We start from the raw sequence: 23,422 nt of genomic DNA, 5'->3' as shown, positions 1-23,422 counted from the left end.
CTTGCCAGACCAATCAGATCAGCAGCAGGAAGGCCAGACCGCGCAGATCAGCGGCACAGTGCAGATCAAGCAGAACGGCGGCGGCAAACAGCCCCCGGACGATTCGCAGAAGGATTCCCACAAGCAGGAAGAGGACGACGCGCCGGAGAAGAAATCCGGCCGCAAGTTCATCATCATCGCTGTCATCATTCTCCTTGTCATTGGAGCAGGAATCTTTTACTGGCGCTCTACCTTCAGCGAGGACACCGACGATGCCCAGGTTGATGGCGATCTCTATCAGGTAAGCTCCCGCGTCACCGGCCAGGTCATCAAGGTCTACGTGGAAGACAATCAAGAGATCAAAATAGGCGATCCTATCGCCGAGATCGACCCGCGTGACTATCAGGTAGCCCTCGAGCAGGCTCAGGCTAACCTCGCCAGCTCGCAGGCCGCTGCGCTCCAGGCCACTGTCAATGTGCCGATCACCGGTGTCAATGTGAACACCAGCGTAAGCACCACCGGCTCCGACGTTACTGGCAGTTCTGCAGCGGTCGAGCAGGCCCGCAAGCAGGCTCAGGCGGCAGAGGCTCGCGTCGTCGCAGCCAAAGCTACCGCGGTCAAATCGCATCTCGACGTCGAGCGCTATACCCCGCTGGTCGAAAAAGACGTCATCTCGAAGCAGCAGTATGATGCCGCCGTGGCTACAGATGCCGCGAATCAGGCCTCTGTGCTGGAGGCCGAAGCAACGGTCATTGGCCAGCAGGCCGCCGTCACCCAGTCGATCCAAAAGCTTGCCCAGTCGCGTTTTCAGGCAGCGCAATCCATCAAAACCGGCCCAGATCAGGTGCGGGTCCAGCAGGCCAAGGCTAACTCCGCCCTCGCCGATGTCAAACAGGCGCAGGCCAAGGTCGATCAGGCCCTGCTCAACCTTGGCTATACCCACATCACCGCTCCCACCACCGGTATCGTCAATAAAAAGAACGTGCAGGTGGGCGCGAACCTCAGCATCGGCCAGGACGTTCTGACGATCATTCCGCTGACCAATCTATGGGTTACGGCAAACTTCAAGGAGACGCAGCTCGCCAAGATGAAACCCGGACAGTCGGTGACTCTCAAGGTCGACGCTCTCGGAGGACGCAAATTCCACGGTAAGGTGACGCAGATCGGCGGAGCGACCGGCTCCAGGCTCTCTCTCTTCCCGCCTGAAAACGCGACCGGAAACTATGTTAAGGTCGTCCAGCGAATACCTGTTCGTGTCGATTTCACGAATCTGCAACAGGAAAACGGCGACTACGCGCTGCGCCCTGGCATGTCGGTTACGCCGGATGTAGAGGTCAAATAAGCGAGAGGGAAACCACCGCGGTCTTCGTGGCATCTGAGAACTGAAAGCATGTTCTTACGAGGTGGAAGATGGCAGTTGCAATCAAGAAGGCCAGTGTGAGCGCCGCGAATGTAGCGCCGCACTGGCACGCACACGCGAAAGAGATCCAGAAGTACGGCTCTGTGGTCGAGGATATGCCTCACCCTTTGAGCGCAAAGGTTCGCGCCGAGGTGGTCGCCCAGCTCAATCAACTTCTGGCCGATTCGATCGCATTGCGCGATATGTACAAGAAGCACCACTGGCAGGTCTCCGGACCCACCTTCTACCAGCTTCATCTCCTCTTCGACAAGCATTTCGACGAGCAGATCGAGATGGTAGATACCATTGCCGAGCGCATTCAGCTTCTGGGCGGAGTCACCATCGCCATGGGTGGCGACGTTGCGGAGATCACCCGCATCCAGCGGCCGCCACGCGGCAGGGAAGAGGTGCCGGTACAGATCTCTCGCCTCCTCGAAGCCCACAAGATCATTATTCAGAGCTGCCTCGACACCTCCGAGGCGGCAGATAAGGCCGGCGACCAGGGCACAAACGATCTGGTCGTCAGCGACATTCTGCGCCCCAATGAACTCCAGTCCTGGTTCATCGGTCAGCACCTGGTCGAGATGCCGTTGATCCTGGAAAAGTAGATCCTCGAACAACAGTCGAGGATTGGCCCGGAAGTCTGTGAATCCTGGCTTAGCCTCATCAGACAGCCCGGTCGCGCGAAGCGTCCGGGCTGTGTATGTTAAAGAGCAGGAGTTCGCATCCAACTGCGGCCTCCAATCATCTTTAGTACGTACACTCCTATGCCGATCGCACTCGCATTCTTCGTCCACTACGCCTACCTGATCGTCTTCCTTTGGGTATTGGTGGAGCAGGTCGGCATCCCGATTCCAAGCATCCCGGTCCTGCTCACCGCGGGAACCCTCAGCGCAACCCACACCGTCAGCCACCTCTATATCGTGATTGCGGTTCTGTTCGCTTGTCTCATTGCGGACACCATTTGGTTTGCCCTCGGCCGTCGTTACGGCAACAGCGTGCTGAAGCTCCTATGCCGCCTGTCATTTGAAGCCTCCACCTGCGTCAGCAAGACCGAAGGCTACTTTACCCGCCGTGGCCCAGTCACCTTGCTCTTCGCCAAGTTTGTCCCCGGCCTCAGCACTGTCGCTGCTCCCATCGCCGGTCAGACCGGGATGCCCTACTCGAAGTTCCTCATGTGGGATCTCGCCGGCTCGCTGATCTGGGGAGAGACCTTCATCCTCGCTGGCCGGTTCTTCGGCGACCTCGCGAAGAAGAGTGCTCCGTTCTTTCACTGGCTCGGCCACTTCGCCTTCGTAATCTTCGCTCTAATGGTTCTGGGCTTCCTGGCTCACCGTATCTGGAAGCAGCGCAAGTTCCTCCAGCAGGTTCGTGAGCTGCGCCTGGAGCCCACCGAGCTGAAGGCGATGCTTGACGCAGCCGAGGCCAGCGGCAATACGCCACCCTTCATCGTCGATCTGCGTCATCCCCTCGACTATCTCCCCGATCCGCGTGTGCTGCCCGGAGCGCTCCGCATCGGCCCCAACGAACTCAAGGCTCACAGCGAGATCATCCCCCGCGATCGCGATGTGATCCTCTACTGCACCTGCCCCAGCGAAGAGACCAGCGCCAAGCTCGCCTTGCAGCTGCACAAGATGGGTGTCTACCGCGTCCGTCCACTCCGCGGCGGTTTTGATGGCTGGAAGGAAGCAGGCTTTCCACTGGTTGACTATGTTACCGAGGCGCCAAGCACCGATGTCGTCGAGAAGATTCTTCCAGTCGACTCAAAAACCGCCGTCCCGTCAATGTAAGTCGGACCCGTCACGAAAGTGACCGCTGAATCGGTCCCAGCAAACCAGTCTTCGTTTATGAGTGACTGAGCACAGGAGGCCCGTTCGGCAGGGACTCGAGTCATTCTGTTGCTTCAGCCACCCATCCGAAAATTAACGGTAATCGTTGTCTGCACCTCCACAGCTTCCCCATTTAGCTGATAAGGCCGGTATCGCGCCGCTCGTATCGCATCCATCGCCGCGCTTTGCAGCATCATCGGCCCGCTGAGCACGTGCAGACTCTCGATGGTTCCACCTCGCGAGATGACCGCCTCTACGACCACCGATCCTTCCACATGAGCAGCTCTGGCAATCGCCGGATACACTGGACGAATCGGCGCAATCAGCAATCCCTGCGAGACCCCTGTCGAGACATTAATCGTCTTATGCGGAGCTCCACCCGTCCCAATGGACACACTAGGATGCGGCTCACATTCTTCGGTGACAATCCCAATCGGCAACCCGCGCATCCCCATGTTGTCCGGAGATAGAAGCGCAGGCTCTTCGGCCGCAGCAACTTCTCTGCCCGGTAGCAGCGTTGAGATGATCGCCGGTTGAGACGGCGTAGCTGTCGCAAAACTCGAAGCGGCCTCTGTGACCTGCTGCACCCGCAACGGAGGCGCAGGAGGCTTCGGCAACAACGGCAAGAGGATCTTAGGCGCTCCAATAGAAAACGGCAGCGCCTCCGGATGCAGCAGGGGCAAAGCAATCACAAGGCCGGCAATGGCAAATTGCAGGCCAATCGACGCCACGGTCGTCCAACGTTTGCTCGATGACACTTCAGCAACACGCGACTCAACCAGACTGTCCTCAAACATGGAAGCACCTCCAACTTTCGGATCTAAGGTGCGCATCCAGCGAGGAATACGGCTGTACGTTGTTAGACACCTACAAGGTGTGCGTATGTTCCCAGCGGGAGCTAACCTGCACACAGCCTGGAATGCGTTCGTGCCTCAAACCCTCCAAAAAGAGGCGAGGACAATCCATCCTCTGAAACTCAAGGAGGGTACTTGACACAACCACCCCCTGCTACCAGCTAAACTGAAAGAGCACAACAGGCTAGTCAGCTACAAGTACACCCATAAGGCGTTTCGTTCGAATAATTTGCACACTTCACGGGGTAGGGGGACAACAATCCGCCCCGTCGCACTAAAGCATCAGCAGGAGAGGGAATTGGCCTACAACGATCTACGCAAATGGATTAAGCAGCTTGAGAAGGCCGGAGAACTGAAGCGCATCACCATCGAGGTCTCGCCGGATCTCGAGATGGCAGAGATCGCCGATCGCACAGCCAAACTAGGTCGAGGCACTGCAAAGGCAGGCGGCCCCGCGCTTCTCTTCGAAAACGTTGAAGGCTATCCTGGTGCTCGCGTCCTGATGAATCAGTTCGGCAGCGAACGCCGCATGAGGCTTGCGCTCGAGACTGACTCGCTCGACGCTATCGCCGACCGCATTCGCACCCTTATCAAGCCGCAGATGCCAACCAACTTCATGGACAAGCTCAAGCTTCTGCCAATGCTGTCCGAGATAGGCAGTTTCTTTCCTAAAGTCGTCTCCGCCAAAGACGCCCCCTGCAAACAAGTCATCCATCGCGGCGAAGAGGTCAATCTTCTCGAACTCCCCATCCTCAAGACGTGGCCGCAGGATGGCGGGCCCTTCATCACACTGCCCTGCGTCATCACCCGCGACCCGAAGTCCGGCAAGCGCAACGTAGGTATGTACCGCATGCAGGTCTACGACGGCAAGACCACCGGCATGCACTGGCAGCGTCAGAAGGTCGCCGCGGAACACATGCGCGAGCGCCTCCGCGAAGCCTCTCCCGACTCCGCCGCCCGTGTCGACCTGATGGCCATCACCGCCGGCGGTACCGCTGCCGCATCCTCTCTCGACACCCTCACCACCACCACCGTCACCAGTATCCGCGAAGACCGCATGGATGTGGCCGTAGCCATCGGCACTGACCCTGCCACCACCTTCAGCGCCATCGTGCCCGCCCCACCCGACGTCGAGGAGTACCTCATCGCCGGCTTCCTCCGCCAGAAGCCGCTCGAATTAGTCAAAGCCGAGACCGTAGACCTTGAAGTCCCAGCCAACGCCGAGTACATCCTCGAGGGCTACGTTGAGCTGGGCGAACTCCGCACTGAAGGCCCCTTTGGCGACCACACCGGCTTCTACACCATGCAGGACGAGTACCCCGTCTTCCATATCACCTGCATCACCCACCGCAAAGACCCCATCTACGCAGCCACCCTCGTAGGCAAGCCACCCATGGAAGACGCCTGGATGGGCAAGGCTGTCGAGCGCATCTTTCTTCCGCTTATGCAACTGACACTGCCGGAGATCGTCGACGTCAATCTTCCCGCCGAAGGTGTCTTCCACAACCTCATGATCGTCTCGATCAAAAAATCCTATGCGGGTCACGCACGCAAGATCATGAACGGCATCTGGGCTATGGGTCAGGCGATGTTCACCAAATGCATCATCGTTGTCGACGAAGACTGCGACGTCCAGGACCTCGCTGAAGTCACCCTTCGCACGGCCAATAACATCGACCCCGAGCGCGACATCCAGTTTACCCTTGGCCCCGTCGACTCGCTCGACCACGCCAGCCGCCTGCCCAACTTCGGCAGCAAGATGGGCATCGACGCCACGCGCAAGTGGGCCGCCGAAGGCTTCGATCGCCCCTGGCCGCCCATGCTCACCATGGACGCAGAAGTAAGGGCAAAAGTTGATGCTCTCTGGAAGAAGCTGGGCATCGAGTAAACCGAACAACGCTGCCGCCGGTAGATTCAGTTTGCCGTGTGGGTGGCAAGCGCAATCGTCACTACATCGTTCGGAGTCTTGGTGGTGCTCCCGTCGCTCTCCGGATGATATTCGACCGTCATCGTCGTCGCATTCACGATCACGCGAAGGTATCCGTAGTCGGTGGCATCGTAGCTCTCCAGCGTCAGCGTGTTGTCGATCTTGTATGGCGTTCGAAACGTGCCCCGCATCGCTGAAAGCGGGTTATGCCCTCCGCAACCCGCGACGACGAACGGTATTTGGAGCTTGTTGACCGTGCGTGTGTACCGCTGGTAGTTATGCGCATGGCCGGAGAAGACCGCGTGAGGCCACACTCCCGCCGCGGTGCAGGCTGCGTCAATATCCGCAAGCATCAGCGGGCTGCCACCATGCTCTACGCCTCCCGTGAACGGAGGATGATGCACCGCGATGATTACCGCGCCAGCAAATTTATCGCTCTTCACCCGCTTTAGTGCAGCCGTTAGAAATGCAATCTGCCGATTATCCAGCACGGTGTTCTGTCCGTTCTCGCCGGATATGACGCCGGGATCCTCCAGCACATTGCTATACAGGCCGAGGATGCGCACAAACGGAGCCTCCAGCGTGAAGTACACGCCGGGCTGAATCATCGTTGTGCGAAGAAGATTCCCTGAGTCCGGCGACTGGGCCGCTGTAGCCGAGCAGAAGTTACGCAGAAACGCATCCAACGTGGGCGCAGGATCGTTCGGATAGACCACACCGTCATGGTTGCCCGCAACCGCGAAGATGGGCGCGGGATAGTCGCGATAGGGCTCGAAGAACTGGTCGTAGTAGTAAGTGCTCTCGCCAAAGTAATAGACCACGTCCCCCAGGTGGAAGAAGAACGAGGGAACATCGGCCGGGTTGGCTTCGCTGAAGTCGGAGACCATCTTGTCGGCAACCAGCGACTGAGTGTCTGGCCCGGTTACGCTGCCGGTGTCGCCAACCGAGTGAAACACAATCTGCTTCGCCTGTTGAATCGCCTTGACGACGCCAGCGCCCGCAAGTCCATACGCTTGTTCCAAGGTGACGATCGGTTCGACCGCACCACCGGCAGGTGGCGGCACGGGTTCAACCTTGGCGATTCCTTGATACTTCTGATCCGTAACTGGATCTTTGAAGCTAACGGGATCGGGAGAAGGTTTAGGCTGCGAAAAGATCGGCTGATCGTTTGCAGCGCCCGGCTGCTGGGATTTGCCATTGGCATCGAAGCTTTTGATAGCGTACTGCAGCGTCTGACGAGGTGTTTTTTTTCGCATCGGGACCTCCAGCGGTCAGAGAGTGCAACCCAGATTACGCGCCCTGGGGACGAAGAATTGTGAAACCTGGGATATTTGATGCCGCCGAAGACGCCGCGTACATATGAGAGCACCCGGCACTACTCCGCGCTCTTCACCGTAATCGCACTTAGATTCCGTACCCAACGCTGCGGCTTCTTGTCTTCACTATCGACAAGCTTGAACTGCCCATCGTCCCCCAGCGGCTTACCTCCCATACTGGTCGCAACAAGCACCGTGCCGTTATGTTCTGACCCCTCAATCTCTGTAACCGAGTAAAGCACCCAATACTTATCCGTCCCCTCCGCCACGAGGTAACTTCGCAACATCTTCTGGTGCGTCGTCTTATCCACGGGCAGTCCAACCTTCGCCAGAAGTGCCCCCAGCAACACACCGGAGTAGGTCTCATCCGCCTTGGTGTGCTCGTTGTGAACGGTGATCGTCGTCTGCGGCATTGCCGATAGATCCGCAACCGACAGCGTCGTCGCCTTGCCATCCAGGGTTAACATCAGGCTCGTCGAAGGCTGCGCAGGAGCGTGCTGGTGCTCTGCCATTACCCCCATCGGAACCGTCTGCGCGCACGCCTCGACGGCGATCACTCCGGCAAAGCAAAGACTTACGAGCATCGAGAGGGGGAGGCATGCGCTTTTCATGGCTTTCAGCCTACCGCGCCCCCGTCGTATACTCAAGGCATGTCTATCGTCCGCGACGCCGCAGCCATTGCCAAGGGAATGAGCATCACGATGAAGCAGGTCTTCCAGCCGACCGAAGTCGAGAACTATCCCGACGGCAAAGGTCCCATGCGCGGAGCCAAATTTGAGGAGCGCTTCCGCGGCAAGCACCAACTCCAGCGCGACGAGAACGGCCTCGAAAAGTGTGTTGCTTGCTTCCTCTGTGCTGCCGCCTGCCCCTCGAACTGCATCTACATCGAGGCCGCAGAGAACACCGAAGAGACCCGCATCTCCTCCGCCGAGCGTTACGCTAAGGTCTACAACATCGACTACAACCGCTGCATCTTTTGCGGCTACTGTGTCGAGGCCTGCCCCACCGACGCCATCACCCACGGTCACGGGTTCGAGCTTGCCAGCCTCAACGCCACGACCCTCGTCATGCGCAAGGAAGACCTGCTCATTCCCACACCAGCGCTTCCCGATGCCGTGCGGTCCCAGAAAGACCAGGCAGAGATCCTCGCCTAAGAGATTCGCGCATAAAAGATCCACGTTGATGTTTACAGAACCTGACGGTGAGTCCCGGTGGCTCTCCGCACTACGACCGGCGCGACAACGCACCGCGCAACCAGTGAAGGACATCAAATAAAGATGAAGACAGCTAACCAACATCCCCTTGAAAAGATCTTCAAGAGCCGAATTGCCATTATCGACGGCGCAATGGGCACGACGATCCGCACCTACGGCATGAAGGAAGCTGACATCCGCGGCGAGCGATTCAAGGATTCGACCAAGGACCTGCTCAACAACGGCGATCTCTTCTCCCTGACCCAGCCGAAGATGATCTGCGACATCCATCGCCGCTTTCTGGAGGCGGGAGCGGACATCATCGAGACCAACACCTTCGGCGCGACCAGCATTACCCAGAGCGAGTTCTTCGTAGACGATCCCCGCGAACACGGCGGCCGCAAAGATCCGGAGTTCTACCAGAAGATCATCGACGATCCGATGCTCAACAATCTGGCATGGGAGATCAACGAGCAGTCTTCACGGCAGTGTCGCGAATGGGCCGACCGCGTCGCGAATGAAACCGGGCGCCAACGCTTTGTTGCAGGAGCGATCGGTCCGCTGACCGTCTCTCTCTCGAACTCCCCCGATGCAGATGATGCGGGTTTCCGCGTCGTCACGTTCGATCAGGTAAAAAACGCATACATGCAGCAGGTTCGTGCGCTCATCGCAGGCGGCTCCGATCTGTTGCTGGTCGAGACAATCTTCGATTCTCTGAACGCCAAGGCCGCACTCGTAGCCATCCGCGAAGTCTTCGACCAGGACGGCTTTACGGCGAACAATAAGGAGCTTCCGGTGATGATCTCGGCAGCAGTCGGGCGCGGCGGCGAGACGCTGATCTCCGCGCAGACCACGGAGGCCTTCTGGAACGCAGTGAAGCACGTGAAGCCCCTGTCCGTTGGGCTCAACTGCTCTCTCGGCCCCGATCTGATGTATCCGTTCCTGGACGAGCTCGCAACAAAAGCGGACGTGGCGATCTCGTGCTACCCGAATGCCGGCCTGCCAAATCCTCTCTCCGAGACCGGCTTCGATCTCGGACCGCAAGATATGGCGCGTTATCTTGGCGACTTCGCACGGGCAGGCTTGATCAACATCGCCGGCGGCTGCTGCGGCAACACGCCCGAGCACATCGCAGCGATCGCCAAGGCACTCGAAGGCCAACCGCCCCGACAGTTGGTCCGTCAGATCGAGCGTGCCGCGTGAGTGTAAGCGCAGCCGAGCCGACGCATCCCAAGCCGCTTCGCCTCTCAGGATCACAACCCTTCACCCAGCAGGCTGGCGTCTTCATCATGATCGGCGAACGGACCAACGTTGCCGGCTCTCCGAAGTTCGCCAAGCTGGTCAAAGAGGGCAAGTACGAAGAAGCGGTCAGCATAGCCCGGCAGCAGGTTGAGAACGGCGCCAACGTTCTCGACATCTGCATGGACGAGGGCATGATCGACGGCGTCGCAGCAATGTCGCGCTATCTGCAGTTGCTAGCCAGCGAACCCGAAGTCGCCAAGGTTCCGTTCATGATCGACTCCTCAAAATGGGAGGTTATCGAAGCGGGACTGAAGTGCCTGCAGGGCAAGGGTATCGTGAACTCGATCTCGCTTAAAGAGGGCGAAGAGAAGTTTCGCAAGAACGCTGCGACCGTGCTGAAGTACGGGGCGGCGGTCGTTGTGATGGCCTTCGACGAGCAAGGCCAGGCCGCGACCTACGAGGAGAAGATTCGCATCTGTGAACGCGCCCACCGGATCCTCGTCGACGAGGTCGGCTTCCCGCCCGAAGACATTATCTTCGACCCAAACATCCTCACCGTCGCCACCGGCATGGAGGAGCATAACAACTACGCCGTCGACTTCATCAACGCCACGCGCTGGATCAAGGCCAACCTGCCCAACGCAAAGGTGAGTGGCGGCGTCTCGAACATCTCCTTCAGCTTCCGTGGCAACAACAAGGTGCGCGAGGCCATGCACTCTGCGTTTCTCTATCACGCCGTCGCCGCAGGCATGGACATGGGAATCGTCAACGCCGGAATCCTCGAGGTCTACGAGGAGATCGAGCCGGAACTTAAAGTTTTAGTTGAAGATGTTTTACTCAATCGCCGGTCGGACGCGACTGAGCGACTGGTAGAGTACGGCGAAGCCCTGAAGGCCGCAGGTACAGGATCGGTCGCAAGTGAGAAGAAGGCAGAAGAGTGGCGCAATGGCACGGTCGAGGAGCGTCTCTCCCACGCCCTGGTCAAAGGCATCGATACCTACATCGAACTCGACGCAGAAGAAGCTCGCGTCAAGCTTGGCCGTCCTCTGCTGGTCATCGAAGGTCCACTGATGGACGGCATGGGAATAGTAGGCGATCTCTTCGGAGCTGGAAAGATGTTCCTGCCCCAGGTCGTCAAATCCGCCCGCGTCATGAAGAAGGCAGTAGCGCATCTGACCCCGTTCATGGAGGCCGAAAAAGCCGAGATGGCCGCCTTGGGCCAGGTCGTCAAGGCTCAGGGAAAGATCCTGCTCGCAACCGTCAAGGGCGACGTTCACGACATCGGCAAGAACATCGTCGGCGTCGTTCTCGCGTGCAATAACTACGAGGTCATCGACATGGGCGTGATGGTCTCCTCCGAGAAGATCCTCGAACGCGCCAAGGCAGAGAAGGTCGACCTTATAGGCCTCAGCGGCCTCATCACGCCGTCACTCGACGAGATGGTGCACGTAGCTCGGGAGATGGAACGGCAGGGCTTTAAACTGCCGTTGCTCATCGGCGGCGCAACCACCAGCCGCAGGCACACAGCCATCAAGATTGCGCCGCACTACAGCGAGCCGGTGGTCCACATCCTTGACGCCAGCCGCGCCGTACCCGTCACGACCAGCCTTCTCAGCGACGAAGGTAAGCCGGCGTTCGTAGCGCAGCACCGCACCGAGTACGAAGCCCTCCGTGCCGCCCACTCCGCACCGCGCCAGACGGTAATCTCCCTCGAGGCCGCTCGCGCAAGACGGACTTCGATTGAGTGGCGAACCGAAGACGTACCCACACCCGCGTTCACCGGGGTACGTGTGCTGGATAACTTTCCTTTGGCCACATTGCGCGACTACATCGACTGGTCACCCCTCTTCCACGCCTGGGGCCTGAAGGGCGTCTACCCTCGCATCCTCGAGCACGAACAACAGGGCGAGCAAGCCCGCCAGATCTTCGCGGACGCCAACACTCTGCTCGATCGCATCATCGAGAAGAACCTCATCACCGCGCGCGGCGTCTACGGCTTCTTTCCTGCCAGCGCCGTTGGCGACGATGTGGCGCTCTACTCAGACGACACGCGCAAGACAGAGCTCGACCGCTTTCATTTCCTCCGCCAGCAGGCAAACAAGGAGGGCAGCGAACCATGCCGATCACTCGCCGATTTCATCGCACCCACCGAGGCAGGGCTGTCCGATCACATCGGCGCCTTCGCGGTGACCACCGGCATCGGCCTGAAGGACCTCTGCGATCGCTTCCGGGCCGACAACGACGACTATAGCGCCATCATGGCCGAGGCTGTCGCGGATCGGCTCGCCGAAGCCTTCGCCGAGTGCCTGCACAAACGCGTCCGGGACGAGTGGGGTTACGGGCTCGAAGAAGGTCTCACTCCCGCCGATCTCATCCAAGAGAAATATCGCGGTATCCGGCCTGCCGCGGGTTATCCGGCTTGCCCCGACCACACCGAAAAAGGCACACTCTGGCGTCTGCTCGACGTGCAGGCCAACACCAGCATGTTGATCACGGAGTCATTCGCGATGTGGCCTGGCTCGAGCGTAAGTGGGCTCTACTTTGCACACCCGGAGTCACGCTACTTCAGTCTCGGCAAGATCGATCGCGATCAGGTCGCCGATTATCACAAGCGCAAGGGAATGAGCGTGGCTGAGGTCGAGCGATGGCTGGGCCAGAATCTGAACTACGATCCCGAGTAACTGCGCTTCCAATCAAGACCGCGGTCGGTAAGGTGAGCCCAGCCTCTCGATTTGCCTATGGAATCCAAACCTCCGGTAAAATAAGAGTGACTGTTTTCAAACGCGATTGGCCTGGGAAAGTCTCCTTATCCCAACCCAGGAGCGTTCTCTTTGAGGATTTGAAGATTGGGCGTATGGTCTAGCTGAAAGTTGTTTAAGAACCAATGGAAACTCCCATCAACGGCACTCGGTCCATTTTGCATATCTGCACCCGCGAGACCATTCGGCCCCTCCGCGATCAGGTTCTCCGGCTTTCAGGATTTCACGTTGACTCCTCCCTCGAGCACGCCGAAGGTCTGTCCATGTTTCGGTCGCGCCACTACGATCTCGTCCTGATCGACGTGGAAGGGGAAGAAGGCATTCCTCGCGCCGAACAGATGTGCTCTGAGATCAAGACCGCCCAGCATCAGCAGCTCGTAGCCTTCGTCTGCAACTGGCGCGTCGCGATCCTCACCGACTGCCCCGACGAGATCGTTCGCACAGAGTTCGACCCCGCCGCCTTCGCCAAGGGAGTCAAGGACATTATCCCGCTTCCGTCGAATGCCGCTTCAAACTAAATCTGTGGAACCGGAATCGTCCGCTTATCCGCGCTGACCATGGTCTTTGGCTTCGTTGTCACAGTGGTCGAAGTCGTCGCTGCAGCCCCGTTCGCTTGCCCATTGGCAGCTGGAGCCGCCTGAGTATTCGCAGTCGGAACTGCACTCTGAGTCGTGGTGCTCGTAGCCGCGGCGGTCGTTGTCGTAGCCGCAGACTTCTTCGCCTTCGCCGTCGTAGCACTCTGCGCCACCGCGAACGAACCAGCCAGCAGCAGCACGCTCATCGCAAAACTCCCAACAAACTCGATCTCTCTCTTCATCGGCGATCTCTCCTCAACTAGATTCGTGCACTCACCACCTGCCCAGTACACCCATCCACCCGCATCCCGTCGATACAACTTCCGCGTCAAAATCTCCACAGAGTTGCGACGTCAGCCAGCCTGTGGTACAAACGATGTATTCCAGTCTGCTTCGGCAGATTTGAATTTCATGCAGAGTGGTTGAGGGACGAGCCCTTTGACGCCACGACAACCGGACAGAACAAACGCGTACCGGTGTCAACTCTCTCCTGGGGGCCTTTTAGGCTGCTACAGGGAACATGAGATTCGGAGCACGCAAGCCAGAGTTCCAGGCTTGTACCCCGCATTTCACCTTCCCAGCCTATCCGGCGACCCCCAAAAAAGAGAGTAAGCGCAAAAGTTCACCCCTTTCCCCTCGGAAAGAGCACGATGAACTACTCCTGTAGCCGGTACGAGCTGAAGTGCAACGAGTGCGGCAAGCGGTTCGGCAACCAACCCCTCTCCGCCTGTCCTGATTGCCTCGCCCCTCTGGAAATCGCCTATGACCTCGAGGCCGTCCGAGGCATCTTCACCAGGGAAAACATCGCAGCCGGGCCGGCCAACATCTGGCGTTACGCCGCTCTCCTCCCCATCCCCGAAGGCTTCGAGCCCGATCTCCCCGTAGGCTTCACCCCGCTCGTCCGTGCCAAAAACCTCGGCAAGCATATCGGTGCCAACAGTCTCTACATCAAGAACGACGCCGTCTGCTTCCCAACCCTCAGCTTCAAGGATCGTGTCGTCTCCGTCGCGCTCGCCAACGCGCAGAAGTTCGGTTTCAAGATCGTCGGCTGCTCCTCCACCGGCAACCTCGCCAACTCCGTCGCCGCTCAGGCAGCCCGTCTTGGCCTCAAAGCCACAATCCTCGTCCCCGCCGACCTCGAACCCGCCAAGATCCTCAACACCCTTGTCTATGGCGCACGCCTCATTCGCATCGACGGCAACTACGACCACGTCAACCGTCTCTGCACCCAGATCGCCGACGAGTACGCCTGGGGCCTAGTCAACGTAAACCTCCGCCCCTACTACGCTGAAGGCTCGAAGACCGTAGGCTACGAGATCGCCGAGCAGCTCGGCTGGCGTCTCCCCGATAACGTCATCGTCCCCATGGCCGGCGGCTCACTCATCCGCAAAATTCGCAAGGCCTTTCAAGAGTTGATCGATCTGGGATTGGTGGACGCCAAGCCCGTCCGCTTCTTCGGCGCTCAAGCCTCCGGCTGCTCTCCCATCTCCGTCGCCGTCAAAGAGGGAACTGACACCATCGAGCCGCAGCGACCCAACACCATCGCCCGCTCACTTGCCATCGGCAACCCAGCCGACGGACCCGCTGCGGCGAAGATGATCCGCAGCACAGGAGGTTGGGCGGAGGACGTCTCCGACGTGGAGATCGTCTCAGGCATTCAGGAGCTAGCCGAGACCGAAGGCATCTTCACCGAGACCGCCGGCGGGGTCACCACCGCCGTCACCGCGCGTCTTTACGCCGACGGCCGCATCAGCCCCAACGAGATCACCATCGCCTGCATCACCGGCAACGGACTCAAAACGACCGACGCACTCACCGGCCGTTATCAGCCTGAGCGCGCCGTCCGTCCGCGCCTCGCAGACTTCGACGCCTACCTCCGGGAACTCGACGGAATCACAGAGCCAGAACTGGCCACAGCAGGAGCCCTCTAATGTCGATCAAAGTTACCCTCCCCACTGCCTTCGTCCGCCACACCGATGGCCGCAAGCACTTCAGCTCCGCGGCCGCCAACCTCCCCGGCCTCATCGCCGACATTGACCAGACCTTCCCCGCGCTCTCCACCCAGATCAAGGACGAAGAGGGCAAGCTCCGCCGCTTTATCAACATCTACGTCAACGACGAGGACATCCGCTTCCTCGGTGGCGAAACCTACGCCTTCCAGGACGGCGACGAGATTATGCTCATCCCCTCCATCGCCGGCGGCTGCATCTAAACTGCCTGAAAACAGTTGATACGCTGAGCCGTAAGGACCGCCTCCACACCATACTTGACCAATATCTTGAGCCGGAGCAACGCGTAGGGTGCATTTCAACTCTTATGTGCTGTAGACATTCGCGCGTTGGTGCGCAACTCAGTTCTAGGAAAGAAGGTCAATCATGTTTCTCATTCTTGCAGTTGTACTAATCCTGCTTTGGATCGGTGGCTTTTTTGTTCTTCACGTCAGCAGCTTCCTCATCCATCTGCTTCTGATCTTTGCCTTGATCTCAATCATCATGAACTTCGTCAGCGGCCGACGCGCCGTCTGAACGCCATAAGTTTTGTAAAAGAAAAGGGCCGAACCTGTTTTAAAGGTTCGGCCTTTTCGCGTTACGAAAGCTGGATCTATTGGTGCGCTACAGGCTGAGGAATCTCGATCCCAACCGCCGGTATGACGTTTGCTAAAGCCTCAGGAGTCTCTTCCTGCAGCTCAGGCAGATTGCCCTCAAGCGCAAGCTTCAGCACCTGATCCATCTCTTCAACAAAGTGCAGCTTCATGCTCGTCTTCAGCAGTTCCGGCAGATCCGCCATATCCTTGCGATTCTCCTCCGGCAGAATCGCCTCGAAGATTCCCGCGCGATGTGCCGCCAGCAGCTTCTCCTTCAGACCGCCAATCGGAAGCACCTTGCCGCGCAGAGTAATCTCACCGGTCATCGCAATATCACGCCGCACCTTGATTTTGGTAAGCGCACTTGCCAGCCCGGTAGCCAGCGTGATGCCCGCCGATGGACCATCCTTCGGAATCGCTCCCTCCGGCACGTGCACATGGATGTCGACGTTCTTATAAAAGTCCTTCGCAAGCCCAAGATGATGCGAGCGCGAACGAATATAAGTCAGTGCAGCCTGCGCTGACTCCTGCATTACATCGCCAAGCTGCCCGGTCGCCGTCATCTTGCCCTTGCCGTCGAGCACCTGCACCTCGGTCTGCAGAATCGTCCCGCCCATCTCGGTCCACGCAAGGCCCGTCACCAGGCCAACTTCGCTCTTCTCGTGAACCTGTGAGTCGCGGAACTTCGCTACGCCGAGAATATCCCCGATATTCTCCCCGCTGATCGTCTCCCTATGCTCCGCGCCGTTCTTCACCACGCGCCGTGCAACCTTGCGGCACACATTCCCAATCTCACGCTCAAGGTTTCTGACACCAGCCTCGCGTGTATAACCGCGAATGATCTGCCGCAGCGCATCGTCCTCGAAGACGATCTGCTCTTCCGTCAACCCCGTGCCTTCCCGCTGCTTCTTCACCAGATACTGTTTGGCAATCTCCAGTTTTTCGATCTCGGTGTAACCATGCAGCCGCAGAATCTCCATGCGGTCCTGCAGTGGGCCGGGAATCGTGTGAAGCACATTCGCCGTAGCGACAAACAGCACCTGCGACAGATCGTACTCAACATCCAGGTAGTGATCCTGGAACGAAGTATTCTGCTCCGGATCCAGCACCTCAAGCAGCGCGCTCGCCGGATCGCCGCGGAAGTCCGAAGCCATCTTGTCGATCTCGTCCAGCATGAACACCGGGTTCTTCGTTCCAGCCTTCTTCATCGACTGAATAATCTGCCCTGGCAGAGCGCCAATGTAAGTGCGGCGATGCCCGCGAATCTCCGCCTCGTCCCGAACGCCGCCCAGCGACATCCTCACAAACTTGCGACCCGTAGCCTTCGCAATCGACATCCCCAGTGAGGTTTTACCAACCCCCGGAGGCCCGACAAAGCAGAGAATCGATCCCTTAGGATTCTTTACTAGCTGCCGAACCGCAAGGAACTCAAGGATCCGTTCCTTGATCTTCTCCAGCCCATAGTGGTCTTCGTTCAGAATCTGTTCCGCATGCTCGATCGAACGAATCTCCTTCGACCGCTTCTTCCATGGCACAGCTAGCAGCCAGTCCAGATAGTTCCGCGACACCGTCGACTCGGCCGACATGGGCGGCATCGCCTCAAGCTTCTTCAGCTCCTGCAGCGACTTCTCCAGTACATCCTTCGGCATCCCTGCTGCTTCAATCTTCTTCTTCAGTTCGTCGAACTCAGACTTCTCCCCGCGACCAAGCTCCTTCTGAATCGCCTTGATCTTCTCGTTGAGGTAATACTCCTTCTGAGCCTTCTCCATCTGCCGCTTTACGCGCGACTGAATCGTGCGATCCATGTTCAGCTTCTCAATCGCGACATCCAGCACATCCGCAACTTTGGTCAGCCTGCTCTCCGGGTCAAAGACCTCGAGCAGCTGCTGCTTCTCTTCAATCGAGAGCTGCAGGTTTGCCGCAATCGTATCGGCCAGTTTTGCCGGCTCATCCGCGCGCACGCTCGCCGCCATCGTCTCGTAGTTCAACGACTGCTGCAGCTTCACATACTGCTCAAACAGCGAGTGCACCCGCTGCATCAACTGCTCCACCTGCGGCGTCATCTCCAGCTGCGTTTGGCCGGTCCGTACCGTCGCGACAAAGAACCCATCAACGTCATTAATCTCGGTAGCGTGCGCCCGCTCCACGCCTTCAACCAGCACTTTAATATTTCCGTCCGGCATCTTCACGCTCTGGACGATATTGCCAATCGTGCCCGTCTCATAGATATCATCGGCGTTCGGCTCGTCCACGGAAGCATCGTGCTGGGTTGCGAGAAAGATCTTGCGGTCCCCCGACAGTGCCTCCTCCAGAGCCCGAACACTGGACTCGCGCCCAACAACGAACGGCGTCATCATATGAGGAAAGATGACCATGTCACGTATGGGCATCATCGGAAGCTTGCGAACATCGCCGCTTAGCGCTTTTTTTGGTTGATTTGTCATCTCTCTCCAATTAGACGTTAAAACGCCAGAAATGATGCAGTGGCGTCGCGGCTTCAGGTGATTGTAATTCCTCGCGCGACATAAAGGTATTCCACAAATACAACTGGCAGGGAATTGAAAAATATACTCAGCTGTTAAAGCAGCAATCGCAACGACAATCGATATCGTTGCGACCCACTGACATCAAAGTAATTCCATCTCCTCAAACAATCTGTGCGACAAACTGATGCCTAACCTGCTTTTTCCAGCAGCATCGGCAGCGTAAGGCTGTGCTTCTTCACCATCTCCGCTGTGATCGAAAGTTCCTTGACCTTCTTGTTTCCTGGAACGTAGTACATCAGATCCAGCATCAGCTCTTCCAGAATCATCCGCAGACCGCGTGCTCCGACCTTCCGTTGCAGCGCCTCACGAGCGATCTCCCGCGCAGCCTCATCCGTGAAGGTCACCTTCACACCTTCAAAGTCGAAAAGCTTCGTGTACTGCTTCAAGATCGCATTGCGAGGCTTGGTCAGAATCTCAACCAGGGCCACCTCATCCAACTCATCGAGAATCCCCAACACCGGCAGTCGTCCAACAAACTCGGGAATCAATCCATACTTAAGCAGATCCTGAGGCTCCGCCTGACGCAGCAACTCCGCGTCCCGCTGTGCCCGAATCGGCGTCACATCGCCATCCTTCGCATCCGGATCGGCAATCGCCTTGAACCCAAGCGCCTTCTTGCCAATTCGCCGCCCGATCACCTTCTCCAGCCCGACAAAGGCGCCGCCGCAGATAAAGAGGATGTTCGTTGTATCAACAGCAGTAAACTCCTGGTGCGGATGCTTCCGCCCACCCTGTGGTGGCACATTCGCAACAGTACCTTCCAGCAGCTTCAACAACGCCTGTTGCACGCCCTCACCTGAAACATCACGCGTAATCGAGGGGTTCTCATCCTTGCGCCCAATCTTGTCAATCTCGTCGATGTAGATAATCCCGCTCTGCGCGCGCTGCACATCGCCATCTGCAGCCTGTAGAAGCTTCAGAATGATATTCTCAACATCCTCGCCCACGTACCCGGCCTCGGTCAGCGTCGTAGCATCCACAATCGCAAACGGCACGTCAAGCATCTTCGCCATCGTCTGCGCCAGCAGCGTCTTGCCTGAACCCGTCGGTCCCACCAGCAGAATATTCGACTTCGCCAGCTCCACATCGTTGCCGCGCGTCTTGTTCATCTGAATCCGCTTGTAGTGGTTATAAACCGCCACGGCGAGCTTCTTCTTCGTCTGGTCCTGCCCGATCACATACTCATCTAGAAAAGCCTTTACCTCTTGCGGCTTAGGCAGGTGAGCCGGTGCAGCGCCAGGCTGGGTCTCGGTGCGGTCGTCTTCCAGAATCGAGTTGCAAACCGCCACGCACTCATCGCAGATATACGCCCTTGGATAGTCCGAAGGCGATGAGATCAGCTTGGCAACTGCGTCCTGCGATTTATGGCAGAAAGAACAACGAAGAGATTCGTCTGAGCCCCGTGAAGTTTTCATAGATGCGACTACTCCTGAGTCGTGCGCACAACAAAGTCCTGCTGTAAGTTTACACCCGATTCAACTTACAAAGCATGGTTCGAAGGGCACCGGAGTACCCCGAAATGGTCATATGCGAAAGAGCCCGAACCAGTGCCCGGGCTCTTCCAATAGCACCGCGGTAACTAGGTGCGGGGCCGATCGATGATGTCGTCGATGATCCCATACTCCTTCGACTGCGCGGCCGTCATGATGAAGTCGCGCTCCACATCCCGCTCGATCCGCTCCAGCGTCTGGCCCGTGCTGGCGCTCATCAGCTTGTTCGTGATCTCGCGAATGCGCAGAATCTCCCGTGCATGGATGTCGATATCGGTAGCCTGTCCGCTCAGCCCGCCCATCGACGGCTGGTGGATCAGGATGCGCGAGTTCGGCAGAGCAAATCGCTTGCCCTTCTTGCCCGCCATCAACAGAAACGCGCCCATGCTGGCAGCCTGCCCAATGCAGAACGTCACCACATCGTTCTTGAGGTATTGCATCGTGTCGTAGATCGCCAGTCCGGCCGTGATCGATCCGCCCGGCGAGTTGATGTAGAGCTGAATATCCTTCTCTGGGTCTTCCTGGCTCAAAAACAGCATCTGCGCAATGATCACATTGGCGATGTTGTCATCGATTGGCGTGCCCAGAAAAATGATGTTGTCCCGCAGCAGACGGCTGTAAATGTCGTAGGCGCGTTCGCCCCGGCTCGTCTGCTCGATCACCATCGGTACTAGTCCCATAACGCTCTCTTTCTAAAAAATCTTTAAACAGAATCCTCTGTTTTGTTTTTTATATCTACGAAGCCAGCTTCTCGTAGAGCACGCTTCCAGTCTTCTCGCGCCGCATCTGCTCGCGAATCCGGTCCAGCCCGCCATCGTTCGACAGCCTGTCACGAAGCGTCTCCAGCGGCTCACGCGACTGAATCGAGAGCAACAACAACTCGCGCTCCAGATCCTGTTCGCTCAGCGTGACGCCCTCCACCTCCGCGATGCGATCGAGGATCATCGAAACCTTCACCTCGTTCACCGCCAGGTCGCGCTGCGAGGCACGCAGCTGCTGAAAGTCCAGCTTGCGCATATCCTCAACCTTCATACCCTGTTGCGCCAGTGCCCGCAGCCCGCGATCCAGCCGCGCCTCGACCTGCTGCTGCACAAACGCCTCGGGAACAGGGAACTGGAACTTCTCGACAAACTCACCGAGCATCTTGTCCTTCGCAGCGTTCTCGAGCGCGTTCTTCTTGCGATCCGAAGCATGCTCGCGCAGTTTGCTCTCGAACTCCTCCCAGCTCTCGTAGTTGCCCAGCTGCTTGGCGAACTCCGCATCCCGCTCCGGATAGCTCTTGTGCTTGATGCCCTTCACGGTCACGTCATAGCTCACAGTCTGCCCGGCAAGCCGCCGCTCGCCGAAGTCCGCCGGATAGTCCACCTCGAACTTCAGCCCCTGCCCAGCCTTCGCCCCACGCAGCGCCTCGTTGAAGGCAGTCAGCGTATTCTTCCCGCCAATCTCGATCAGCACATCCTCGCCCGTAATCGGCTCGCTGTTCGAAACGCTCTGCACGCCAGCCTCGGTCACCGTCTGCGCCACGTCTTTTACTTCGCCGCGAAACTGGATCTGCGCCCAGTCGCCATCGACCAGCGGACGATCCTCTTCCACCGGCTCGACGGTAGCGTGGCCATCCAGCACGCGGGCCAGCTCCGCATCGTACTCCTCATCGGTCAGCGAAGCCTCGGGCTTGGTCACCGAGACGCTGTCATAGCCGGCAACGTCGATCTCCGGTGCAACTTCAAACGCAGCCTTGAACTTCAACGGCTGGCCGTCGAACAACTGAAGATCCAGCAACTGCGGCTCCGACACCGGACGCAGCTTCTGCTCATCAATTGCCTTACGGAAGCGCTCCGACACCAGGCTCTCCAGAACCTCCTGCCGAACCTCCTTCGCAAACTTCGAGCGCACCAGCGTCTCAGGCACCTTTCCCGCGCGAAAGCCAGGAATCCTCGCCAGCTTCTGGTATCGCTTCACTACGGTCTTGAAGCTCTTCGATACTTCGTCAGCGCCAACCTCGACGTCAATCTCCCGGGTCAGCTCCGGGTTAAGCGCGGGCGCATGCTGATGGGTGTGCTCATGATCGTGATGGTCGTGAGCGTGGTCATGATGCTCATGATCTTGCGTTGTCGCTACTTCTGGCTGCAGCTCTGCAGTCTCATTGGTCTCTGTCATCTCAGTCGGGGTCAATTCCATGCCTTCCAAAGTGCGTCTGTGTATGCCGCGCCGACGCCGCTATCCTGACGAGCGCGATCCACGCCTCTTTCTCTACTGTACGAGTCCCGGTACGAGGGGGTCAAACCAGCCACCGTCGCCTGCGCCTACACCTGTCTTCGCAAGCTCTCCGCAAACCCTGCTCCACAACTTCGGAGCGTCAAAAAACTCCCCTAAAAACGTTCCGGCTGGCCCGAGTCTAAAGAAAATATCTCAAGCCTCACCCTCCATTGCGTAGACTCGCCTGGCTGCAGCACGACCATCCCGGTATCCTCCCCCTTCGCCCACTCATGCCCGAAGGGATCGTCGTAGTTGAACTGTGGCTCGATCGAAAGATACGAGCCGTCCAACGGGGCATACACCCGCAAAGCCTTGATGGTAGGCGAGGTTGCCGTAATCCGCAGCCCGTATCCGCTCTCCGGATCGCGCAGCTCCGCCACAGGCCCATCTGCCATCATGCCGCGCTTCAGCTCCACAAAGCTGTCGTCCAGGTTCAACGCACCCAGCTGGGCCCCCTCCCGTCCGGTAAAGTCATACTCGGTCCCGGTCACCGGCAGCAGTCTCCCACTCAACTCACCCGTGCGACGATCCTTCACCTCCGCGCGAAGGCCCTCCGGCAACCGCAGCGATATCTGCCCGCGATGCCCGCTCAGAATCGCAAACCGAGGATGCCAGCCAATACCGATCGGCTCCGCAGTATCGCCGATATTATGGGCGACGATCTTCATCTCAATCACCCTGCCGCTTAACACCACAGTCGTATCGATCTCGGTCTGCGAGAGCCAGTGGCCGTCGAAATCCTTGGGCCGAAACGTCGCCGTTGCCTCTCCTCCATCCGGCATGATGTTGGTGTGCACCGCAGTCGACGGCTCCTTCAGCAGCAAACCGCCCGCCGCAACCGCGCCGTCGAGCCCATAGCTATCCTTCACCCCCGTCGGCAGGTTCAAATGAACGCCGCGCCACATCGCCGTCAATCCACCATCCGGGGTCCGCGTTCCATAGATCCGGCCAGCCCAGGGAGCCTCAATCGCCGCGCCCATCGCCAGGCTCTTTGTCCCCATGGCATCCGCCCCAGTGCCGCTCAGCTGCTCTGCTGCCGTCTCCAGCGGCGGCGAAGCCAGCAGATTCACCTCGCCTTTGTTCGGAAGATAGGCCGAGATCTGCAGCATATTCATCCCGCGCCCGGGCATCAACGTCGTCGACAGAAACTCAGGCCCGCCCCCACCCACCATCTGCGTGCGTTGCAGCGTGATCACATCCTGACCACCGGGACGAAAGACGATATCCTGCTTTGGCTTGGCCCGAAGCTGCTTCTTCAGCAGCGCAAACTGTCCCAGCCTGTGGGTCCGCCAGCCAAACGCCAGACCCGCAATCAGCAGGGCCAGTAGCAGCACTGTCAGCAGGCCGGAGCGCATTACCGCGGCATGCCAGATACTTCTGCGCCGCCGCGCCGCCCACTGCTTTAGAAGCGCCCAGTACATCCTGCTCAATCTTGGATCTTCCAACTTACCGCCTATTCCCTCTGTGATATAC

The 23,422-nt window shown here is 58.5% G+C and carries 20 protein-coding genes and 1 riboswitch; of the genes, 11 read left to right on the top strand and 9 right to left on the bottom strand.

Translation table 11 applies throughout. The annotated features are described in order from the left end of the window. The first annotated feature begins 1 nt into the window (after position 1). From HDF08_RS10010 to HDF08_RS10000, 3 genes are all read left to right on the top strand, one after another. Positions 2–1,321, top strand: coding sequence for an HlyD family secretion protein (locus HDF08_RS10010; RefSeq protein ID WP_179638300.1), 1,320 nt, complete (start codon positions 2–4; stop codon positions 1,319–1,321). 68 nt (positions 1,322–1,389) lie between these two features. Beyond that, on the top strand, positions 1,390–1,986 hold the full coding sequence (locus tag HDF08_RS10005; RefSeq protein ID WP_179638299.1) for a Dps family protein: 597 nt from the start codon (positions 1,390–1,392) through the stop codon (positions 1,984–1,986). Between the two features lie 159 nt (positions 1,987–2,145). After that, positions 2,146–3,168, top strand: coding sequence for a VTT domain-containing protein (locus HDF08_RS10000; RefSeq protein ID WP_179638298.1), 1,023 nt, complete (start codon positions 2,146–2,148; stop codon positions 3,166–3,168). 113 nt (positions 3,169–3,281) lie between these two features. Here HDF08_RS10000 and HDF08_RS09995 read toward each other — a convergent pair whose 3' ends face one another. After that, positions 3,282–4,004 carry an energy transducer TonB gene (locus tag HDF08_RS09995; protein ID WP_179638297.1) on the bottom strand — a complete coding sequence of 241 codons (723 nt, stop codon included), beginning with the start codon at positions 4,002–4,004 and terminating at the stop codon, positions 3,282–3,284. A 355-nt stretch (positions 4,005–4,359) separates the two neighbouring features. Here HDF08_RS09995 and HDF08_RS09990 point away from each other — a divergent pair, with 355 nt between their 5' ends. Further along, entirely contained in the window at positions 4,360–5,949 is a 1,590-nt protein-coding gene (locus HDF08_RS09990) for a UbiD family decarboxylase (RefSeq protein WP_179638296.1), read from the top strand. Positions 5,950–5,975: 26 nt separating this feature from the next. On the opposite strand, the gene HDF08_RS09985 is transcribed toward HDF08_RS09990, so the two are convergent. Together HDF08_RS09985 and HDF08_RS09980 are read right to left on the bottom strand one after the other, a co-directional pair. Beyond that, positions 5,976–7,244, bottom strand: a complete 1,269-nt coding sequence (locus tag HDF08_RS09985; protein WP_179638295.1) for a metallophosphoesterase family protein — start codon at positions 7,242–7,244, stop codon at positions 5,976–5,978. Positions 7,245–7,363: 119 nt separating this feature from the next. Further along, entirely contained in the window at positions 7,364–7,915 is a 552-nt protein-coding gene (locus HDF08_RS09980; protein ID WP_179638294.1) for a molybdopterin-binding protein, read from the bottom strand. A gap of 39 nt (positions 7,916–7,954) precedes the next feature. Here HDF08_RS09980 and nuoI point away from each other — a divergent pair, with 39 nt between their 5' ends. From nuoI to HDF08_RS09960, 4 genes are all read left to right on the top strand, one after another. Further along, the gene (nuoI, locus tag HDF08_RS09975) at positions 7,955–8,458 is read left to right on the top strand and encodes an NADH-quinone oxidoreductase subunit NuoI (RefSeq protein WP_179638293.1); all 504 of its coding nucleotides are present in this window, start codon (positions 7,955–7,957) and stop codon (positions 8,456–8,458) included. Positions 8,459–8,581: 123 nt separating this feature from the next. Beyond that, positions 8,582–9,700, top strand: coding sequence for a homocysteine S-methyltransferase family protein (locus HDF08_RS09970; protein ID WP_179638292.1), 1,119 nt, complete (start codon positions 8,582–8,584; stop codon positions 9,698–9,700). Further along, complete coding sequence (gene metH, locus HDF08_RS09965; protein ID WP_179638291.1) at positions 9,697–12,420, top strand: methionine synthase; 2,724 nt, start codon at positions 9,697–9,699, stop codon at positions 12,418–12,420. The genes HDF08_RS09970 and metH overlap by 4 nt, the downstream gene beginning before the upstream one ends. A 203-nt stretch (positions 12,421–12,623) precedes the next feature. Then, a complete protein-coding gene (locus HDF08_RS09960) occupies positions 12,624–13,016 on the top strand; it encodes a response regulator (protein ID WP_179638290.1) in 393 nt (130 codons plus the stop codon). On the opposite strand, the gene HDF08_RS09955 is transcribed toward HDF08_RS09960, so the two are convergent. Next, positions 13,013–13,315, bottom strand: a complete 303-nt coding sequence (locus HDF08_RS09955; protein WP_179638289.1) for a hypothetical protein — start codon at positions 13,313–13,315, stop codon at positions 13,013–13,015. The genes HDF08_RS09960 and HDF08_RS09955 overlap by 4 nt on opposite strands. A gap of 164 nt (positions 13,316–13,479) precedes the next feature. Then, positions 13,480–13,600, top strand: a riboswitch (SAM riboswitch). 123 nt (positions 13,601–13,723) lie between these two features. Between HDF08_RS09955 and thrC the strand changes: the two genes are divergently transcribed. From thrC to HDF08_RS09940, 3 genes are all read left to right on the top strand, one after another. Further along, positions 13,724–15,004, top strand: a complete 1,281-nt coding sequence (gene thrC / locus HDF08_RS09950; RefSeq protein ID WP_179638288.1) for a threonine synthase — start codon at positions 13,724–13,726, stop codon at positions 15,002–15,004. Beyond that, positions 15,004–15,285: a MoaD/ThiS family protein gene (locus HDF08_RS09945; RefSeq protein WP_179638287.1), complete on the top strand. Its 282-nt coding sequence runs from the start codon at positions 15,004–15,006 to the stop codon at positions 15,283–15,285. Before thrC ends, HDF08_RS09945 begins: the two co-directional genes overlap by 1 nt. A gap of 163 nt (positions 15,286–15,448) precedes the next feature. Then, positions 15,449–15,598: a lmo0937 family membrane protein gene (locus HDF08_RS09940; protein WP_179638286.1), complete on the top strand. Its 150-nt coding sequence runs from the start codon at positions 15,449–15,451 to the stop codon at positions 15,596–15,598. 76 nt (positions 15,599–15,674) lie between these two features. On the opposite strand, the gene lon is transcribed toward HDF08_RS09940, so the two are convergent. The 5 genes from lon to HDF08_RS09915 all read right to left on the bottom strand — a co-directional run bounded on the left by lon (position 15,675) and on the right by HDF08_RS09915 (position 23,370). Next, positions 15,675–18,101: an endopeptidase La gene (gene lon, locus HDF08_RS09935; RefSeq protein WP_179638285.1), complete on the bottom strand. Its 2,427-nt coding sequence runs from the start codon at positions 18,099–18,101 to the stop codon at positions 15,675–15,677. Positions 18,102–18,331: 230 nt separating this feature from the next. Next, on the bottom strand, positions 18,332–19,618 hold the full coding sequence (gene clpX / locus HDF08_RS09930) for an ATP-dependent Clp protease ATP-binding subunit ClpX (RefSeq protein ID WP_179638284.1): 1,287 nt from the start codon (positions 19,616–19,618) through the stop codon (positions 18,332–18,334). A 164-nt stretch (positions 19,619–19,782) separates the two neighbouring features. Then, entirely contained in the window at positions 19,783–20,373 is a 591-nt protein-coding gene (gene clpP / locus HDF08_RS09925) for an ATP-dependent Clp endopeptidase proteolytic subunit ClpP (protein WP_158792738.1), read from the bottom strand. A 55-nt stretch (positions 20,374–20,428) separates the two neighbouring features. Further along, on the bottom strand, positions 20,429–21,850 hold the full coding sequence (gene tig / locus HDF08_RS09920; protein ID WP_179638923.1) for a trigger factor: 1,422 nt from the start codon (positions 21,848–21,850) through the stop codon (positions 20,429–20,431). Between the two features lie 212 nt (positions 21,851–22,062). After that, on the bottom strand, positions 22,063–23,370 hold the full coding sequence (locus HDF08_RS09915) for an aldose epimerase family protein (protein ID WP_257031088.1): 1,308 nt from the start codon (positions 23,368–23,370) through the stop codon (positions 22,063–22,065). Positions 23,371–23,422: the final 52 nt, after the last annotated feature.

It is taken from the genome of Tunturiibacter empetritectus (genome assembly GCF_013410875.1).
Taxonomy (GTDB): Bacteria; Acidobacteriota; Terriglobia; order Terriglobales; family Acidobacteriaceae; genus Edaphobacter; species Edaphobacter empetritectus.
Note: the sequence above shows the minus strand (reverse complement) of the source record. Positions and strands in the feature narration are given on the sequence as shown.

Coding starts and splice junctions, on each gene's coding strand:
- HDF08_RS10000 (WP_179638298.1), top strand. CDS start 2,146: ATGCCGATCGCACTCGCATTCTTCGTCCACTACGCCTACCTGATCGTC.
- HDF08_RS09940 (WP_179638286.1), top strand. CDS start 15,449: ATGTTTCTCATTCTTGCAGTTGTACTAATCCTGCTTTGGATCGGTGGC.
- HDF08_RS09995 (WP_179638297.1), bottom strand. CDS start 4,004: ATGTTTGAGGACAGTCTGGTTGAGTCGCGTGTTGCTGAAGTGTCATCG.
- tig (WP_179638923.1), bottom strand. CDS start 21,850: ATGACAGAGACCAATGAGACTGCAGAGCTGCAGCCAGAAGTAGCGACA.
- HDF08_RS09955 (WP_179638289.1), bottom strand. CDS start 13,315: ATGAAGAGAGAGATCGAGTTTGTTGGGAGTTTTGCGATGAGCGTGCTG.
- clpP (WP_158792738.1), bottom strand. CDS start 20,373: ATGGGACTAGTACCGATGGTGATCGAGCAGACGAGCCGGGGCGAACGC.
- lon (WP_179638285.1), bottom strand. CDS start 18,101: ATGACAAATCAACCAAAAAAAGCGCTAAGCGGCGATGTTCGCAAGCTT.
- HDF08_RS09980 (WP_179638294.1), bottom strand. CDS start 7,915: ATGAAAAGCGCATGCCTCCCCCTCTCGATGCTCGTAAGTCTTTGCTTT.
- clpX (WP_179638284.1), bottom strand. CDS start 19,618: ATGAAAACTTCACGGGGCTCAGACGAATCTCTTCGTTGTTCTTTCTGC.
- HDF08_RS09915 (WP_257031088.1), bottom strand. CDS start 23,370: ATGTACTGGGCGCTTCTAAAGCAGTGGGCGGCGCGGCGGCGCAGAAGT.
- HDF08_RS10005 (WP_179638299.1), top strand. CDS start 1,390: ATGGCAGTTGCAATCAAGAAGGCCAGTGTGAGCGCCGCGAATGTAGCG.
- thrC (WP_179638288.1), top strand. CDS start 13,724: ATGAACTACTCCTGTAGCCGGTACGAGCTGAAGTGCAACGAGTGCGGC.
- HDF08_RS09960 (WP_179638290.1), top strand. CDS start 12,624: ATGGAAACTCCCATCAACGGCACTCGGTCCATTTTGCATATCTGCACC.
- HDF08_RS09985 (WP_179638295.1), bottom strand. CDS start 7,244: ATGCGAAAAAAAACACCTCGTCAGACGCTGCAGTACGCTATCAAAAGC.
- HDF08_RS09945 (WP_179638287.1), top strand. CDS start 15,004: ATGTCGATCAAAGTTACCCTCCCCACTGCCTTCGTCCGCCACACCGAT.
- nuoI (WP_179638293.1), top strand. CDS start 7,955: ATGTCTATCGTCCGCGACGCCGCAGCCATTGCCAAGGGAATGAGCATC.
- HDF08_RS09970 (WP_179638292.1), top strand. CDS start 8,582: ATGAAGACAGCTAACCAACATCCCCTTGAAAAGATCTTCAAGAGCCGA.